This window comes from Microbacterium xanthum, from assembly GCF_034531355.1.
GTDB lineage: Bacteria > Actinomycetota > Actinomycetes > Actinomycetales > Microbacteriaceae > Microbacterium > Microbacterium xanthum.
In genome coordinates this window covers 255,026-271,660 of sequence record NZ_JAWHUE010000002.1, presented here as the reverse complement: position 1 = coordinate 271,660, position 16,635 = coordinate 255,026, and the positions used below count along the sequence as shown (strand labels likewise).

The window sequence follows — 16,635 nt, the reverse complement described above, 5'->3', positions numbered from 1 at the left end:
CGCGGCCGCGTCAGTCAGACATGCACTGCGCGTACTCCGCGGCGGAGGGTGAGAAGCGCACCCACTCGAAGGCCGCATCGATCTCGGCGGTGTTCTGCCCGCCACGGAACGCGTACGGTCCGACGTGGGCGAACCCGGCGCCGGAGACATCGATCGCACGACCGTAGTCCTGGAAGTCCTCCCCGTCGTAGGACAGGGACGGCCGGATCTCCTGACCGTCGCTGGTCAGCCGCAGCCACAGCTGGGTGGCACCGGAAACGGCGGGCGGCGCGGTGTCCTGCCGGTTCGCACCGTCGTGGTGGTAGACGACCTCGACGGATCGGCCGTTCGCCGCCCACACCAGATCGAACTTCGCATAGTGCGTGTCGGTCGCGTAGAGCAGCAGCCCCGCCTGCTGGTACTTCTGCGTCGGGTCGATCTCGACCTTCGTCGTGACCTGCCACGGACCCGTCGGGAGCTCCTGCTGGATGAGCGGTGCGGCGGCGACCCCGCCGGCGTAGGTCGGGATCACCAGGTCGCCGGCGACCACGGTGTGCCGGGCATCCGAGGCCCGGAGCACGCGGTCCCACGCCGTCGACAGCGTCGTGTCGAACTCATCCGACCCCTCCGCCGCGCACTGCGCGAACACCGGGTTCTGCTCGTCGACGGGGAACCCGCCGAAACCCGTCGGCGGCGGTGACGCGGCGGCGTCCTTCGCCCAGGCGATGGTCGCTCCCGTGCGGTTGCCCGACTCGTAGAAGAGGTAGGTGCCCCCCTCCGCCGTCACGATCTCCGGCGATGCGACCCGCCCGACATCTTCCCCCACCCCGCTGGCCTCATGCAGCAGGATCGGCTGCGACCCCACCTGGCGGAGGGTCTCGTCGATGGTGCGGGCATACGACTTGCCGCTCGAGGCGTGGTAGACGACGTATCGCTGGCCGTTCCACTCCCACAGGTCTCCGGCCGACACGTTCTGTCCCTCTTCCGCCCCGGGTGCGACGACGTAGTCGGGGTCGACGATCCAGGTCTGGCCGTCGACCGACTCCGCCAACCGCAGCCGTCGGATGTTGTCCTGCTCGTTGGCCATGTAGAACATCCCGTACGCGAACCCGGATGAGGCATCCGGGTGCGGGAAGACCCGCGCATAGCTCGACTCCGTGACGGTCGGGCCGCCCATGCTGTTCGTCACCGCGACCCCGCCGTAGTCGAAGGTGACACCATCGTCACTGGTCGCATAGCGGGTGACCTCGTTGCCGCCGTGGAAGTACAGATACAGCTCATCGGCCTGCTCGTTCCACACCGCATCCGGGCTGGAGACGTGGTTCACATCGAAGTACGGGCTCCACTTCCGGGCGATGATCGGGTTCGCGCCGTACTCGGTCCACGGACCCTCGAGGCTGTCGGCGTACAGGAGCATGATCCCGCCCGGGCGATCGTGCGGCGCGATGTACATGTACCACTCGCCCAGCGGATCATCGAAGTACGCCCCGGCGTGGAACACGCTCGGGAAGATGTACTCGTTGGTGGGGTTGTACTGCATCTGACTCTTGTCGGTGATCTCCCCCTGATAGGTGAACTGCGGCCACCCGGCCGGCTGCGGGGCGACCGCCGTCGGCGTGAGCGACCCGGCGGCCACGGATGGTGCTGAGCCGCCCTCCGACCCGGCGGCGGCTGACGGGGCGGCGACGGCGAGCGACAGTGCGGCCGCAACGGTCGCCCCGATCGCCACCGCGCGGCGACGAACCCGTCGCGCGCTCTCGCGCCCGGTGCTGCGGATGTGCTTCTCCATTCGGATCTCCTTCGATTCGAACTGTGACTTGCGCATCGTGATAATGCGCATTACCGTTGCATCATCGCATGATCATGCGCATTATCACCACCCTCGATGGAGAGATCATGGGCCGACCCGACAGCGGACGCATCACCCAGCGCCGCATCGCCGAGCTCGCCGGCGTCAGCCAGGCGACCGTCTCCCTGGTGCTCAACGCACGCACCGACGGCACCGTGCGCATCCCGCAGGAGACGCGGGATCGCATCATGAAGGTCATCGAAGAGACGCGCTACGTCGCCGACCCGTCCGCGCGCCGACTCGCCGGCGCCGACAACCACATCCTGGGCGTCTTCACCTACGAACCGGCATTCCCCACCGAGAGCCTCGACTTCTACACGCCGCTGCTGGCCGGCATCGAAGCGGGCGCGGAACAGGTCGGCTCCGACCTGCTGCTCTTCACCTCGGCCCCCGCCGTCGAGGGGCGCCGACGCCTGTTCCACGAACGCAACCGTCTCCGCCTGGCCGACGGACTGCTGCTTCTCGGCGTCGAGATGGACCCCGTCGAGCTCCGCCGCCTCGTCGAAGACGGCATCCGCACCGTCGCCGTCGGTCGACGCGACGTGCCGGAGATCCCCTATGTCGGTATCGACTACGTCAGCGCCAGCCGCGCCCTCGTCGAGCAGGCGCTCGCCCTCGGGCACGAGAAGGTCATCTTCCTGCACCGCGCCGGGCTCGGCGAGTCGGTCCTCGACCGCCGGCAGGGTGTCGCCGAGGCGGCCGCCGCGTCCGGACTCGACATCCTCGACCGGGCCACCGCCGGCACCGCCGGACCCGACACCGCCGCCGACTGGCTCGCGGTGCGCGAATCGGGCGCCACCCTCGTGATCGCCGAGCAGCCGGAGCTTGCCACCGCCCTGCACGATCATGCGGTGCGCGACGGCATCGACGTGCCGGGCGATCTCAGCATCGTCGCGCTCGGATCCGCCGCCCGCCCCGGCGAGGGGGCCACCGAGATCACCCGACTCTCCCCGCCGCGCGCCGAACTCGGCGCCCACGCCGTCGCCCTCCTCACGCGCATCCTCTCCGGAGAAGACGTCCCCGCCGCGGAACGTCGACTCCTGCTCCCCTGTCCCATCACCGAGGGCACGACCCTCGCCGCTCCCCCTCTGGAGGCCACCCGATGACCGCGATCCGTACAGACCTTCTCGTGGTCGGAGGTGGCCTGGGCGGTGTCGCCGCCGCCCTCGCCGCACTCGACGCCGGCCGCCGGGTCGTGCTCACCGAGGAGTACCGCTGGCTGGGCGGGCAGCTGACCAGCCAGGCCGTGCCCCTCGACGAGCACAGCTGGATCGAACAGTTCGGCGCCACCTCGCGCTACCGTCGGCTGCGCGGCGCCATCCGCGACCACTACCGCCAGTGGTACCCGCTGACCCCCGCCGCCCGCGCCGACGCGACCCTCAACCCCGGCAACGGCCTCGTCAGCCGCATGTGCGCGGAGCCCCGCTCGGGCGTCGCCGCGATCGACGGGATGCTCGCCCGTCACCGCTCGTCGGGTCGCCTGACGATCATCCAGCCCGCGGTTCCCGTCGCCGTCGATGTCGACGGGGACCGTGTCAGCTCGGTCACCCTCCGCCGCGACGACGGCGGCGAGGTCACCGTCGAAGCCGACTACGTCGTCGACGCCACCGAACTCGGCGACCTGCTGCCCCTCGCCGGCGCCGAGTACGTCACCGGGTTCGAGGCGCAGTCGCAGACCGGCGAGCCCAGCGCACCCCAGGAGGCGCAGCCCGACAACCAGCAGGCCTTCAGCTGGTGCTTCACGATCGACCACGTCGACGGCGACCACACCATCGACCGGCCCGCCGACTACGACACGTGGCGCGCGGTGCAGCCCGACTACTGGGGCGCACCGATGATCTCCCTCACCGGCCCCGACCCGCGGAGCCTCGAGACCCTCACCCGCACCTTCACCCCGCACGCGGTGCGCGCCGACGCGATCGCCGACCAGGGCAAAGACCCGGGTGACCGGGAACTGTGGACCTTCCGCCGCATCCTGGCCCGGGAGAACCTCGTCGACGGCGCCATCCCGAGCGACATCGTGCTGGTCAACTGGCCGATGATCGACTACCTCGGCGGCACCCTCATCGACGTCGACGCCGAGACCGCCGAGCACCACAAGGCCCAGGCGCGGCAGCAGTCGCTGTCGATGCTCTACTGGCTGCAGACCGAGGCCCCCCGCCCCGACGGCGGCACCGGCTACCCCGGCCTGCGTCTGCGCGGAGACATCACCGAGGGGCCCGAGGGCCTCGCGATGGCGCCCTACATCCGCGAATCCCGGCGCCTGCTGGCCCTCTCGACGGTCACCGAGAACGACCTGTCGATCGCCCTGCGCGGCGATGCCCGCCCGTTCACCACCCCCGACAGCGTCGGTGTCGGGATGTACCGCATCGACCTGCACCCCTCGACCGGCGGCGACAACTACCTCGACATCGCCAGCGTCCCCTTCGAGATCCCCCTCGGCATCCTCCTCCCCCGCCGCCTCGACAACCTCATCGCCGGCGGCAAGAACGTGGGCACCACCCACATCACCAACGGAGCGTTCCGCCTTCACCCCGTGGAGTGGAACATCGGCGAAGCGGCGGGCGCCCTGGCGGCCTTCTGCCTCGACCGCGCGACGCGTCCGCGCGCCGTGCACACCACGCCGGACCTCCTCGCGGAGTTCCAGCACACCCTCACCCGAAACGGCGTCGAGCTGCACTGGCCCGACGTCCGCGGCTACTAGGAGAGAAACAGCATGAGAACAGCAAAGACGCTGGCCGCCACCGCGATGATCGCGGCGACCGCGCTCGCGACCACCGCGTGCGCCGGCGGCACCGGCACCGCCGAACCGACCGACGACATCGACCTGCGCATGACCGTGTGGACGTCCAACGACGACCACCTGGCCCTGTTCGACTCGATCGCCGAGGAGTACATGGCCGATCACCCGGAGATCTCCTCGATCACCTTCGACCCGCTGCCCTTCGACGACTACACCAGCACCGTCACCACGCAGATCGCCGGCGGGAACGCCCCGGATCTGGCGTGGATCCTCGAAAACGCCGCCCCCGACTTCGTCGCCTCCGGCGCCCTGGAGCCCCTCACCGAGGTGCTCGAGGCGACCGAGGGCTACGAGTACGACGACCTGGTGCCCAGCGCCCTGGAGCTCTGGGAACAGGACGGCGACCTGCTCGCCTACCCGTTCAGCACCTCGCCGTTCGTCGTCTTCGCCAACGACGACATGCTCGCCGAGGCCGGCCAGCCGACCTCCGGTGAGATGCTCGCCTCAGGCGACTGGAACTGGGAGACCGTGAGCGAGGTCGGCGCCGCCGTACACGAGGCCACCGGCAACGCCGGCTTCGTCATCCGCGACTTCGACTACCTCAACTGGGACTACCTCAGCACCGTCTGGAACGGCTGGGGCGCCGCCCCGTGGAGCGCCGACGGCACCGAGTGCACGTTCGCGAGCCCCGAGATGGTCGACGCCTTCACGTTCCTGCACGACGCCGCCTTCACCACCGAGTCGATGCCCGGCCCGGGGACGACCGCCGACTTCTTCGCCGGCGAGGCCGCCTTCACCGTCACGCAGATCTCACGTGCGAACCTGCTCCCCGAGGGCGGATTCGCGTGGGACCTCCTGCCGCTGCCGGAGGGCCCGGTCGGTGAGTACTCCGTCACCGGACAGGCCGGCATCGGCGCGATGGCGCAGGGTGCGCAGCCCACCGCCGCGGCCGAGTTCCTGGCGTTCTTCACCAACCCGGAGAACTCCGAGAAGCTCGCTCAGTACTTCCCGCCGCCCCGCGCATCGCAGTTGAACGTCGAGACGCTCGCGGCAGCGAACCCGCTGCTGACCTCCGAGCAGATCGAGACCGTCGTCGTGCCCGGCATCGAAACCGGCCAGGTGCGCCCGAGCCACACCGATTCCGGACAGATCTCCCAGCAGGTGCGGGCATCGCTCGACAACCTGTGGGTGGCCGACGCCGACATCCCGGCCGTGCTCGAGTCGACCTGCGAGTCGATCGCCCCGCTGCTGGGCTGACACCCATGACGACCCCCACGTCGACGCTCCCGGCTCGCGCACCGTCGCGGGCCGGGGGCGCCCCCGACCCCGCGCCGCGCCGCTGGTGGACCGCCACCCGGCGCGACGCCGCGGCGGGCTACCTGTTCATCGCGCCGCAGCTGCTCGGCATCGTGCTGTTCGTGCTGATCCCGCTCGGCCTGATCTTCTACTACGCCTTCCACGAGTGGAACGTGCTCGCCGGCACCTTCACCTTCGTCGGACTCGAGAACGTCGAGAAGCTGTTCTCGGATCCGCAGCTGATGCCGGTGCTGACGGCGACCGCCGTCTTCTCCATCGGGCTGGTGGTGTTCAACCTGTCGTTGGCGCTGCTGCTGGCCGTGCTGCTGAACCGCCGCTGGCGCGGCGTCACCGTCTTCCGCACGATCTTCTTCTCCCCCGTCGTCGTCTCGCTCGTGGCGTGGACGATCGTGTGGGGGTTCCTGCTGCAGGACAACGGCGGCATCAACGGCCTGCTCGCCGTGGTCGGCATCGAAGGACCCAACTGGCTGCGCGAAGGCGGCACCGCGATGTTCTCGGTGATCGTCGTGCAGGTGTTCAAGAACGTCGGCCTGAACATGGTGCTCTTCCTCGCCGCCCTCCAGGGTGTTCCCCGCGAGCTGCAGGAAGCCGCCCGGGTCGACGGCGCCACCGACCGCACCGTGTTCGTGCGCATCGTGCTGCCGCTGATCTCGCCCACCGTGCTGCTCGCCCTGATCATCACGATCGTCGGCTCCCTGCAGGTGTACGCCCAGATCGCGGTGCTCACCCAGGGCGGGCCCGGCATCTCCACCACGGTGCTCGTCTACTACCTCGTGCAGCAGGCCTTCGAATTCCACCAGTTCGGCTACGGGTCGACGCTGGCGATCCTGCTGTTCCTCATCGTCGGCGCCCTGACCATCGCTCAGTGGCAGCTGCGCAAGAGATGGGTCTTCTATGAGAACTGAGAGCCCCGAGGCGCCCGCCGCGCCCGCCACCTCCCTCACCCCGAACCTCGACCGGGTGACGTCGGTGCGGCCGCAGAACCGCCGCCGCCCCGTCACCTCGCCGTGGAAGGCCGTGGCGTTCTACGGCACACTCAGCGTGCTCGCGATCCCGTTCGTCTTCCCGACCTGGTGGATGATCACCTCGTCGCTGAAGCCCGTGTCGGATATCTTCGCGTTCCCGCCGACGCTGTGGCCGACCGACCCGACCCTCGAGGCGTACGTCGAGGCGTTCACGGTGCAGCCGTTCGCGCTGCAGTACTTCAACAGCCTCTACATCGCCGCATTCGTGACGGTCGGCACGATGCTCATCTCGGCGCTGGCGGGGTACGCTTTCGCGCGCATCCGCTTCCCCGGGCAGAACGCGCTGTTCCTGGTCGTCCTCACCGGCCTGCTCATCCCGAGCGAGGTGACGATCGTGCCGCTGTTCCAGATGTTCAACGCGGTCGGCCTGGTCAACACCCACTGGCCGCTGCTGCTGGTGACGACCTTCGGGGCGCCGAGCGTTCTGGCGACCTTCATCATGCGCCAGTTCTTCCTCACCCTGCCGGTCGAGCTCGAGGAGGCTGCGCGTCTGGACGGGCTCGGACGCTGGGCGATCTGGTGGCGGATCGCCCTGCCGCTGTCGCGGACCGCGTTGGCCGCCGTGGCGATCTTCACGTTCCTGAACGTGTGGAACCTGTACCTCGAGCCGACGGTGTACCTGCTCTCCCCGGAGCTGTTCACCCTGCCCCAAGCGCTCACCCGCTACACGGACGCGTACGGCGGAGAGATGTGGAACGTGCAGATGGCCGCGTCGACCATGACCGCGCTTCCCGTGCTGATCGTGTTCGTCTTCGCCCAGAAGCAGTTCGTCGAGGGCCTGGCCCAGACCGGCCTGAAGGGCTGAACCGACCCTCTGCCCCGCGACGAGAGCCCGTGGATGCTGCGCGCATCCACGGGCTCTCGTGTCGTGACCGGGTATCAGCGGTCGAGGATCGCGTCGACCTCGGCCGACAGGTCGGCCATCGCCTGCTCCGGGTCGCCGCCGTCTGCCCACAGCGCGGCCAGACGCTCGATGATCAGCTGCTGGATCTCGGTGTAGGACTCCCCCATCGGACGGGTGCGACCGTAGGAGAGCTGCTCGGTGGCGACCGCGTAGGCCGGGTTGGCGGCGAAGGTCTCCTGGAGCAGCTCGGTGTCCTGCGACGACTCGCGGACGGCGACGTAACCGGTCGCCGCCGAGGTGTAAGCCGCCTGCTCGGTGTCGGTCGCCCAGCGTGCGAACTCGAACGCCGCCGCCTTCTCCTCGTCGGTGCCGGTGTCGGCGACGTACAGGTTCGATCCGCCGACCGAGACGCCCCGGTTGCCGTCCTCGCCCGCGGGGAACAGCGCCACGGTGAGGTCGATGCCGGCCTCACCGGCCATCCCCTGCAGCGTCTGGATGGCGCCGGAGCTCGTGAGGGTCACCGCGGTGGTGGGGGCCGTCACCGAGGCGATAAACTCCTGCAGCTCGGTCGGACCGGTGTGGCGCACCGCGCCGGCGTCGATCAGGTCGCCGAGCCATGCGGCGGTCGCGACCGCGCCCGGGTCATCGAGGTTCGAACTGTCGAAGTCCTCCGACAGCACGGACGCATCGCCGTAGCTGTACATGAGTGCTTCGAGCACCCACAGGTCGTAGTTCGGCAGCACCATCGCCGGCTCACCGGTGTCGGCACTGATCGTGCGGAGGATCTCGTCCATCTCGGCGAGCGTCTCGGGGCCCTCGGCGTCGAAGCCGTAGTCCTCCAGCAGGGCGCCGTTGACGTACATCACCGGCACGCTGCGCATGTAGGGGAGGGCGTACATGTCGCCGTCGATGTACAAGTTGCCGGTCGCGCCGATCTGGAAGTCCTCGTCGTCGATGCCGTTGGCCTCCAGGTACGGGGTGAGGTTCAGCGCGACACCGCCCTCCTGGAACCCCTTGGTCATGCCGACCTCGTCGACGAACACGTTCGGCATGGTGTCGGCCAGCTGGGCGGCGTAGACCTTCTGCTCGGTTTCGAAGTAGTCGCCCTGGTAGGTGACGTTCACGCGGATGCCGAGCTCTTCACCGCGGGTCTCGTTGAACATCTCCGCCATCTCGGCATTGACGTCTTCGACCGCGGCGCTCCAGAACTCCAGTTCGACGACCTCCTCACCGGGCTCGTAGACGTAGGTGGCGGGATCGGCCGACGCGCTGCCGGCGCAGCCGGTGAGGGCGAGGCCTGCCGCGGCGACGAACGCGACGGGGCTGAGCACGCGGAGGGCGCGCGAGGTGCGGATGGTCATGTCAGAGGGACCTTTCGATAGTCGGGCACACGGGGGAAGGGATGGGAAGGGGACGGACGGAGGTCATTTGACGCCGGTGTAGGTGAAGGCGTTCATGATGTGGCGACGGGTCAGGAGGAACACCACCACGGCGGGGATGATCAGCAGCACGTTGCCGGCCATCGCGATGTTGGGCGCGAATTCATCCACCCGCACCAGCCGGTCGACGGCCAGGGGCAGCGTGCGCACCGACTCGGTGGTGGTCCACACCAGCGGGAAGAAGTAGTTGTTCCACGTTCCGACGAAGGTCAACAGCGCGACGGTCGCGATGGTCGGCTTCGCCATCGGCAGCATGATCGTCCACAGGATGCGCAGTTCACCGGCGTCGTCGAGACGTGCCGCCTCGAGGATCGCGTCGGGCACCTGCATGAAGCGCTGACGCAGCATGAACAGCCCGAAGCCGCTGGCCAGGAACGGCAACACGAGCGAAGCGTGCGTGTTCAGAAGCCCCGCCTCGGCGTACATGACGAACACCGGCAGGAAGATCAACTGCCCCGGGATGAGCATGGTGGCCAGCACGATCCCGAACAACGTCGCCCGCCCCGGGAACTCATGCCGGGCGAACGCGTAGGCCGCCGGCACGATCAGCACGATCTGCCCGATCACGGTCGCACCGGTGATGATGATCGAGTTCACCGCGAAGTGCGTGAAGTCCACCCGTCGGAACGCCTCGACGAAGTTGTCGAGCGAGAACTGCTCCGGCCACAGCGTCGGCGGCAGGGACGATGCCTCCGCGGCCGTCTGGAACGACGTCGACAGCATCCACAGGAACGGCCCGAGGAAAATCACGAGCACCACCGCGCCGCCGAGCACACGCCCGGCCACGGCGAGTGCGCGCACCACCCCGCGCGGGACGGCGGCGGTCGCCCCCGCGGGACGGGTGGGGGTGAGAACGAGGGGCTCGCGGACCACGGCGGTCATCGGTAGTGCACCTTTCGCTGCAGAACACGGAAGTACACGGCCGTGATCGCCCCCACGATGACCATGAGAACGGTCGCCATGGCCGCGGCGTATCCGACCCGGTAATAGCTGAAGCCCTCGCGGTAGATGCTGAAGATCAACGTGTTCGTCGCGCCCTGCGGACCGCCCTGGGTCATCACGTTGATGCTGTCGAAGGCTTGGAACGACGCGATGATGTTGATCAGAACGAGGAAGAACAGGGTCGGCGAGATCATCGGCACCGTGATCCGGGTGAACCGCGACCACCGGCTCGCGCGGTCGAGGGCCGCCGCCTCGTCCAGATACGGCGGGATCGCCCGCATGGCGGCGAGGATGATCAGCGCGTTCAAGCCCGCCGACTTCCACACCGACACCAGCGCCACCGACACCAGCGCCACCGACGGGTCGGTGAGCCAGCCCACCGCCTCCACACCGACCAGCGACAGCACCCAGTTGAGCAGCCCGTCATCGGCGCGCATGAGCCACACGAACACCAGCGAGACCGACACGAGCGAGATCACCGTCGGCACGAACACGACCGATTCGAGGAAGCGGTTCACCCAGGACAGCCGGCGAAGGTACAGTGCCAGGGCGAATCCCACCGCGAGGGTGAGGGTCACATCCATCACCATGTAGAGGATCGTGTTGCCGAGGATGCGGCCGAAATCGGGGTCGGTGAACATCTCCACGAAGTTGCCGAGGCCGACGAAGGTCATCGGGCCGCGCATGTTCCAGTCGAAGAACGACAGCACCAGGTTGTACCCGAGCGGGTAGAGGTAGAACACCGCCAGCAGGATCACCACCGGCGCGACCAGCAGGTACGGGAGGGCCCGGTGCGGCACCCGGGTGCGGCGGGAGCTCACGCGGGGCTTCCCACCGCGACGGGGCGTGCGACGGCCGCGGGGATGCGCTCCGGCGCGGCGTCGATACGGGCCTGCGAGGCGTCGAACCAGTGCAGTCGCGACGCGGGGACGTGCACGGCGACCGGTCCACGGGCGAGCGGTCGGTGACCGTCGAAGCCACGCACCGACACCGGCTCGCCCGAGTCCAACCGCACCCGGTCGACCGTCTCGGCCCCCAGGTATTCGCTGGCCACCGAGGTGCCCTCCAGCCGCACCCACCCGGCCGCGGTCGCTTCGCCGCACGAAGCGACCCGGGCATGCTCGGGGCGGAACCCGACGAAACCGGCGCCGGGTTCGGCTGCGGGGCCGAGCTGGGCGGCGGCGACGACGTTCATCGGGGGGCTGCCGATGAACCGTGCGGCGAAGGTGTTCGCCGGGCGGGTGTACAGCTCGAGCGGCGAGGCGTCCTGCATGATGCGACCCTTGTCCATCAGCACGATGCGACTGCCCATGCTCATGGCCTCGACCTGGTCGTGGGTGACGTAGATGAACGTCGCACCCAAGCGGGCGTGCAGGTCGACCAGTTCGGCGCGCATGTGCTGACGCAGCCGCGCGTCGAGGTTCGACAGGGGCTCGTCCATGAGGAACACGTCGGGCTTTCGCACCATCGCCCGCGCCAGGGCGACGCGCTGCCGCTCCCCACCGGAGAGCTGATCGGGCGGGGTGCGCAGGTGATCGGTCAACCCGACCGTCTCGGCGATCTCCTCGACCAGTTCGCGCCGCTCCGCCTTGGCGACACCGGTGTTCCTCAGCCCGTACTCGATGTTGCGCGCGACGTTCATCGTCGGATAGATGGCGTAGTTCTGGAACACCATCGCGACCCCGCGCTCCCCCGGTGGCAGAGACGTCACGTCTCGGCCGCCGATGCCGATACGACCGCCGCTGGGCTGCTCGAGCCCGGCGATCATGCGCAGCGTCGTCGACTTGCCACAGCCGGACGGGCCGACGAGCACCGTGAAGCTGCCCTCGTCGACGGTCAGGTCGATCGGTTCGATGACGGTGCGTTCACCGAAGGTCTTGACGACGGACTGCAGATCGACGCGGCTCATGAGGTGGCCTCCACACGCATATCGGGACGGTTGGTCATCAGCCCGTCGACGCCGAGGGCGAGGATGCGCGAGGCCTCCTCCTCGTCGTCGACGGTCCAGGCGTTCACGCGGAGCCCCGCCGCATGGGCCTGCTCGACGAACGCCTCGTCGAGCAGGCGGTGGTGGGGGTGCAGCACCCGTGCGCCGCAGCGGCGCGCGTAGGCGACGACGTCGACGAAGCGCTCCACGAAGGCGATCGCGGTGAGCGCGTCGGGGTGATCGGCCGCGAACGCGGCGACGGCCCGGTGGTTGACCGAGGACACGAGGGTCCGCGGCATCCAGCCGGCCTCCCGGACGGTGGCCGCGACCAGGTCGTTCACCCGTTCGGCATCGTCACCGAACGACTTCGTCTCGACGTTCAGATCCAGGTCGTGCTCGACCATGAACGACACGGCGTCGGCGAACTCGAGGATGCCGACCTCGTCGGGCGCGAACGCGCCCGGGTGGGTGCGGTCGTAACGGAACGCGCGCAGGTCGGCGAGGGTCATCTGCGACACCGCCCCGGTGCCGTCGGAGGTGCGGTCGATCGTGGCGTCGTGGATGACCACCAGCCGCTGGTCGGCGGTCAGGTGCACATCGAGCTCGATCGTGCGCGCGCCCTGGGCGAGGGCCAGGGCGAACGCGGCACGGGTGTTCTCCGGCGCCGCCGCACTCGCGCCGCGGTGCGCGATCAGTCCCCGGATCATGCGCGCGCCTCCGTCGCCTCGCCCGCGGCGTCGCGGAGCCGGAGCAGACCCGGGTCGCTGATCGTCACCGCGTCGACACCGGCGGCGCACGCGCGGTCGTACTGCTCCCGTTCGGGGACGGGCCACCACGACGCGGGGATCGTCCACGCGTGGACGGGGATCCCTTCCGCCGTCGCCTCCGCCACATCCTCGCGGGTGGTGACCCCGGCCAAGGGGTGCAGCGACGAGGCGTTCAGCAGGGCGGCGTACTGCGCACCGCGATGCAGAGCCGCCACGTGGCGGAGCCCCAGTCGGAGCCCGACCGCGTTGCCGCCGATCGCCGTCAGGGCGCGGTGATCCAACGAGGTCAGCCGGACATCGGGGGTGATCAGACGCGCTGAGACGAGAGTGGCCACCGACGCCGCGATGAGCGAGGCCTGATCCCCGAAGTCGACCTGTCCGCCCGCGACCAGCTCCACCCGCACACCGCGGCGGGTGGCGTCGATGAGAAGCGCCTCGAGCCCGGTGTCACCGGCGAGCACGGTGCGCTCGTCTCGGATCGACAGCTCGCACGAGACGCCGTCCGCCCCGAGGGCCACCGCGTCGGCGAGGGTGCCGCCGGCCGGCAGCCGCAGGTACGACGCCGGTCGTGGCGTGGCGGGAGTGGTCATGGGGGTCCTTCTCGTCGGGTCGCCGCGACCGGTCGGTCCGGGGCGATGTCCCCCGAACCTGGTCATCGACGGGGCATGGACGGTGACCTGTCCGTGACCGGGAGCGACGTGCACGTGAACACTTCGCCACCGGGGCATGGAAATCGTGGACGCCCGCGCGTGCAGCGTCGCCCCGGCGGGGACCGTCGGTGCACCGCCGCCGGGGCGGATGGAAGACTGGGAGGGTGCCCCCCACACCCGAGGGCCGCTCGACCCCGCCGCGGCTCGCCGACATCGCCGCGCGCGCGGGCGTGTCCAAGTCGCTCACGTCCCTGGCCCTGCGCGGCGAGAACGGGGTGAGCGAGGACGCCCGGCGCCGGGTGCTGGACGCCGCCCGCTCCCTCGGCCGCCACGTGACCCCGCACGCGCTCCGCATGCTCGGCGGCACCGAGATGATCGGGGTGCTCGTGACCGACCTGCGCAATCCGTTCCATGTCGAGGTGGTCCTCGGCATCGAGAACGAGGCCGACCGCTCCTCCGTCCACGTCGTCAACGGCGCCCGCGACATCGAGCGGATGCGCGGGCAGTTGCGCGAGTTCGACACCCTCGGCGTCGCCGGAGTCGTCATCGTCAGCAGCTGGCTCCCGGGCGAGGATGTCGCCCGGGCCGGGTCACGCCGACCCGTCGTCGTGATCGGCTCGACCGTGAACCACACCCCCGGCACCGACACCGTCCGGGGAGACATGCGCGTCGGCATCCGGGAGACCGTCGAGCATCTGGTGGCGTCCGGGCATCGACGCATCGGCTTCGTCGCCGAATCCGAGAGGTCGTCGTCACGCGTGCGGCACGCGGCTTTCCTCGAGCAGACCTCGCGCTTCCTCAACGACACCGCCACCGGCGCGCTGCACATCGACGACCTCGCCGCCGATCCGGCACATCTCGCGCGATTGACCCGCGATCGCGGTGTGACCGCGTACATCGCCGCGAACGACGTCACCGCCATCGCCTTCATGGGCGTCGCCGAGCGTGCGGGACTGCGGGTCCCCGAAGACCTCGCGGTGGCCGGCTACGACAACACCACCAGCAGCCGCCTGGTGCGCCCGGCTCTGACGACCGTCGACCAGCCGTGGGAGCGGATGGGCGAGCGCGCCTTCCAGATGATCCGCGAGCGCACCCTCGGCCGGTCCGCCGACCGCGAAGAGGTCGTCACCCCACACCTCGTGCCGCGCGGATCGACCGCGCCCGTCTCCCGCGGCTGACCCCCAGGGCCGCCCGGGGGTCCGGGTCGGCCGGTCCCGCGCGGCGTGCCGGGTCTCAGGGGCGGTCGGCGAGCAGCGCCGCGGGGTCGTCGGTGCACAACGCATCGGCTCCGGCACCCGCGAGCTCGCGCGCCCGCGCGAGGTCGTTGACCGTCCAGACGTACGCGCGCAGACCGGCAGCGTGGAGGCGGTCGATCTCCGGCGCGCCCAGTCCGTCCTCCCAGATCGACACGCCCTCCGCACCGACGTGCTCGGCGAACGCGAGGGCCGGTTCGAAGCCGGTGGACTCGAGCTGCTCCACGAGCATCCGGAACCAGGTGTCCACGCGCTCGGCGGGATGCCCGCCGGCCACCGCCTGCCGGCGCATCACGCCCGGGTCTCCGACACCGAGGGTCAGCGGGTAGAGGCGGGCCTGCGGGATCCGCTCACGCAGCTCCTGCAGCACCGGCCAGTGGAACGACGACGCGAACCAGACGAGGTCGGGGAACGCGGCGACGACATCCGCCACGGCGGGCACCGCCGCAGGGGCCTTGATCTCGATGTTCACCTCGGCGCGCCCCGCGGCGAGCGCGAGGACCTCCGCGAGGGTCGGCACACGCTCGCCGCGGCCGGCATCGAGCGCCGCCAACTGCGCGGCGGTGAGAGCGTCGACCGGTCCGTGCCCGTCGGTCGTGCGGTCGACCGTGTCATCGTGCATCACCACCGGCACCCCGTCGGCGCTCAGGGCCACGTCGAGCTCGATGCCCTCGGCGCCGTACGCGATCGCCGCCGCGAACGCCGCGAGGGTGTTCTCGGGGTACTCGATCGACGCACCCCGGTGTGCGGCCACGGCGACCCATCGGGCGACGACCCCGTCGGTCTCGACTGCTTCGATCACGGACATGGCCTCTCCCTCGGTCGGTGGGCGCCGGGCGGACGCCGCGCCCCACGCTCCGGACCCGGCGTGCCGGGACGGCGACCACGCGGTGGTGGCCGAGTGAACGGTGCGCGACCGGGCGGTGAACCGAGCGGGATCCGCCGCCACCGGCGCCGGGATCAGTCGGCGGGGAGGTAGCGGGCGCCCCACGTGAGCTCGCGCACCTGGCCGGGTTCGAGCCAGATGAGGTCCGTGCCCGAGTTCAGCGCGTTCGGCGGCGCCGACATCGGCTCCAGCGCGACCGCGCGCCCGACACCGTCGGCACCGGGGAAATCATCGGGTGTGAAGACCTGCACCCAGCCGAACTCCGGATCGGCCCACACCTGCGTCGATGACCCGTCGGGGGCATCCAGGCGGGCGATCTCCCCCGGCTCGTCCCGGTTCGCGAGTTTTCCGTAGGCGACGTTCAGGTCGGCCCCGGCGAGAGACCTTCCCCCTCGCAGATCGAACTCACCCGGGGCGACGTCGCGCTCCGCGACGGGGTTCAACCGTTCGTCGAGCTCGAGCCGCACGGCGGCGTCGACGTGGAGGGTCAGGTCGTCGGTGGGCACCTCGCCGACACGGAAGTAGGGGTGCGCACCCACCGCCCACGGGGCGCGCGCATCCGACCGGTTGCGCACCCCGTGCGTCACCGAGAAGCCGTCGGCCTCGAGCGCATACGTCACCCATGTCTCGAACAGGAACGGCCAGCCGTGCTGCGGGTGGATCACAGCGCCCAGACTCATCACCTCATCGGTGCGGTGACGAAGCGTGTACGGGGTGTTGCGGAGCAGTCCGTGGATGGCGCTGCCACGGGCCACATCGGTGACATCGAGCTGCTGGGTCGTGCCGTCCAGCTCCCAGCGGGCATCCTTCACACGGTTCGGCCACGGCGAGAGGACGATGCCGCACCCGTGCGAGGGGAGCGCCTGCGCCCCGACGGTCTCCGTGATGCGCACGCCCCGCACCCTCACCTCGCGGAGGACGGCAGCCAGCGAACCGACCTCGATCCGCACGGTGCCGTCATCGAGCACGAACTGTTCACCCAGAATGCCTGTCACGCCGACCAGCCTAGAAGCT

Annotated in this window: 15 protein-coding genes; 6 read left to right on the top strand and 9 right to left on the bottom strand. The window is 70.0% G+C overall.

Annotation, left to right across the window (positions count from 1 at the left end; translation table 11 throughout):
* Positions 1-10: 10 nt before the first annotated feature.
* On the bottom strand, positions 11-1,768 hold the full coding sequence (locus RZO50_RS06920; protein ID WP_322598983.1) for a beta-xylosidase family glycoside hydrolase: 1,758 nt from the start codon (positions 1,766-1,768) through the stop codon (positions 11-13).
* Positions 1,769-1,836: 68 nt separating this feature from the next.
* On the opposite strand from RZO50_RS06920, the gene RZO50_RS06915 reads away from it, so the two are divergent.
* Genes RZO50_RS06915 through RZO50_RS06895 form a run of 5 tightly spaced genes read left to right on the top strand, consistent with a single transcriptional unit; the run spans position 1,837 to position 7,718 of the window.
* Positions 1,837-2,934, top strand: coding sequence for a LacI family DNA-binding transcriptional regulator (locus RZO50_RS06915; RefSeq protein WP_322598982.1), 1,098 nt, complete (start codon positions 1,837-1,839; stop codon positions 2,932-2,934).
* Complete coding sequence (locus tag RZO50_RS06910; RefSeq protein ID WP_322598981.1) at positions 2,931-4,532, top strand: FAD-dependent oxidoreductase; 1,602 nt, start codon at positions 2,931-2,933, stop codon at positions 4,530-4,532. Before RZO50_RS06915 ends, RZO50_RS06910 begins: the two co-directional genes overlap by 4 nt.
* A gap of 12 nt (positions 4,533-4,544) precedes the next feature.
* Positions 4,545-5,828: an ABC transporter substrate-binding protein gene (locus tag RZO50_RS06905; protein ID WP_322598980.1), complete on the top strand. Its 1,284-nt coding sequence runs from the start codon at positions 4,545-4,547 to the stop codon at positions 5,826-5,828.
* A 5-nt stretch (positions 5,829-5,833) separates the two neighbouring features.
* Positions 5,834-6,793, top strand: coding sequence for a carbohydrate ABC transporter permease (locus RZO50_RS06900; RefSeq protein ID WP_322598979.1), 960 nt, complete (start codon positions 5,834-5,836; stop codon positions 6,791-6,793).
* On the top strand, positions 6,783-7,718 hold the full coding sequence (locus RZO50_RS06895; protein WP_322598978.1) for a carbohydrate ABC transporter permease: 936 nt from the start codon (positions 6,783-6,785) through the stop codon (positions 7,716-7,718). Before RZO50_RS06900 ends, RZO50_RS06895 begins: the two co-directional genes overlap by 11 nt.
* 74 nt (positions 7,719-7,792) lie before the next feature.
* On the opposite strand, the gene RZO50_RS06890 is transcribed toward RZO50_RS06895, so the two are convergent.
* The 6 genes from RZO50_RS06890 to RZO50_RS06865 all read right to left on the bottom strand — a co-directional run bounded on the left by RZO50_RS06890 (position 7,793) and on the right by RZO50_RS06865 (position 13,422).
* Positions 7,793-9,118 (bottom strand): extracellular solute-binding protein, encoded by a 1,326-nt coding sequence (locus RZO50_RS06890; RefSeq protein ID WP_322598977.1) that lies wholly within the window; start codon positions 9,116-9,118, stop codon positions 7,793-7,795.
* A 63-nt stretch (positions 9,119-9,181) separates the two neighbouring features.
* Positions 9,182-10,078: a carbohydrate ABC transporter permease gene (locus RZO50_RS06885; RefSeq protein WP_322598976.1), complete on the bottom strand. Its 897-nt coding sequence runs from the start codon at positions 10,076-10,078 to the stop codon at positions 9,182-9,184.
* Entirely contained in the window at positions 10,075-10,959 is an 885-nt protein-coding gene (locus RZO50_RS06880) for a carbohydrate ABC transporter permease (RefSeq protein ID WP_322598975.1), read from the bottom strand. Before RZO50_RS06880 ends, RZO50_RS06885 begins: the two co-directional genes overlap by 4 nt.
* Positions 10,956-12,047 carry an ABC transporter ATP-binding protein gene (locus RZO50_RS06875; RefSeq protein ID WP_322598974.1) on the bottom strand — a complete coding sequence of 364 codons (1,092 nt, stop codon included), beginning with the start codon at positions 12,045-12,047 and terminating at the stop codon, positions 10,956-10,958. The genes RZO50_RS06880 and RZO50_RS06875 overlap by 4 nt, the downstream gene beginning before the upstream one ends.
* Entirely contained in the window at positions 12,044-12,772 is a 729-nt protein-coding gene (locus tag RZO50_RS06870; protein WP_322598973.1) for a glycerophosphodiester phosphodiesterase, read from the bottom strand. The genes RZO50_RS06875 and RZO50_RS06870 overlap by 4 nt, the downstream gene beginning before the upstream one ends.
* Positions 12,769-13,422, bottom strand: a complete 654-nt coding sequence (locus tag RZO50_RS06865) for a PI-PLC domain-containing protein (protein WP_322598972.1) — start codon at positions 13,420-13,422, stop codon at positions 12,769-12,771. The genes RZO50_RS06870 and RZO50_RS06865 overlap by 4 nt, the downstream gene beginning before the upstream one ends.
* Positions 13,423-13,646: 224 nt before the next feature.
* Here RZO50_RS06865 and RZO50_RS06860 point away from each other — a divergent pair, with 224 nt between their 5' ends.
* Complete coding sequence (locus tag RZO50_RS06860; RefSeq protein WP_322598971.1) at positions 13,647-14,660, top strand: LacI family DNA-binding transcriptional regulator; 1,014 nt, start codon at positions 13,647-13,649, stop codon at positions 14,658-14,660.
* A 55-nt stretch (positions 14,661-14,715) separates the two neighbouring features.
* Here RZO50_RS06860 and RZO50_RS06855 read toward each other — a convergent pair whose 3' ends face one another.
* Positions 14,716-15,537: a glycerophosphodiester phosphodiesterase gene (locus RZO50_RS06855; RefSeq protein ID WP_322598970.1), complete on the bottom strand. Its 822-nt coding sequence runs from the start codon at positions 15,535-15,537 to the stop codon at positions 14,716-14,718.
* A 158-nt stretch (positions 15,538-15,695) separates the two neighbouring features.
* Positions 15,696-16,616, bottom strand: coding sequence for an aldose 1-epimerase family protein (locus RZO50_RS06850; RefSeq protein ID WP_322598969.1), 921 nt, complete (start codon positions 16,614-16,616; stop codon positions 15,696-15,698).
* Positions 16,617-16,635: the final 19 nt, after the last annotated feature.

Excerpts from the sequence above, each read along its gene's own strand:
- RZO50_RS06920 (WP_322598983.1), bottom strand. The coding sequence starts at position 1,768 with ATGGAGAAGCACATCCGCAGCACCGGGCGCGAGAGCGCGCGACGGGTT.
- RZO50_RS06915 (WP_322598982.1), top strand. The coding sequence starts at position 1,837 with ATGATCATGCGCATTATCACCACCCTCGATGGAGAGATCATGGGCCGA.
- RZO50_RS06910 (WP_322598981.1), top strand. The coding sequence starts at position 2,931 with ATGACCGCGATCCGTACAGACCTTCTCGTGGTCGGAGGTGGCCTGGGC.
- RZO50_RS06905 (WP_322598980.1), top strand. The coding sequence starts at position 4,545 with ATGAGAACAGCAAAGACGCTGGCCGCCACCGCGATGATCGCGGCGACC.
- RZO50_RS06900 (WP_322598979.1), top strand. The coding sequence starts at position 5,834 with ATGACGACCCCCACGTCGACGCTCCCGGCTCGCGCACCGTCGCGGGCC.
- RZO50_RS06895 (WP_322598978.1), top strand. The coding sequence starts at position 6,783 with ATGAGAACTGAGAGCCCCGAGGCGCCCGCCGCGCCCGCCACCTCCCTC.
- RZO50_RS06890 (WP_322598977.1), bottom strand. The coding sequence starts at position 9,118 with ATGACCATCCGCACCTCGCGCGCCCTCCGCGTGCTCAGCCCCGTCGCG.
- RZO50_RS06885 (WP_322598976.1), bottom strand. The coding sequence starts at position 10,078 with ATGACCGCCGTGGTCCGCGAGCCCCTCGTTCTCACCCCCACCCGTCCC.
- RZO50_RS06875 (WP_322598974.1), bottom strand. The coding sequence starts at position 12,047 with ATGAGCCGCGTCGATCTGCAGTCCGTCGTCAAGACCTTCGGTGAACGC.
- RZO50_RS06870 (WP_322598973.1), bottom strand. The coding sequence starts at position 12,772 with ATGATCCGGGGACTGATCGCGCACCGCGGCGCGAGTGCGGCGGCGCCG.
- RZO50_RS06865 (WP_322598972.1), bottom strand. The coding sequence starts at position 13,422 with ATGACCACTCCCGCCACGCCACGACCGGCGTCGTACCTGCGGCTGCCG.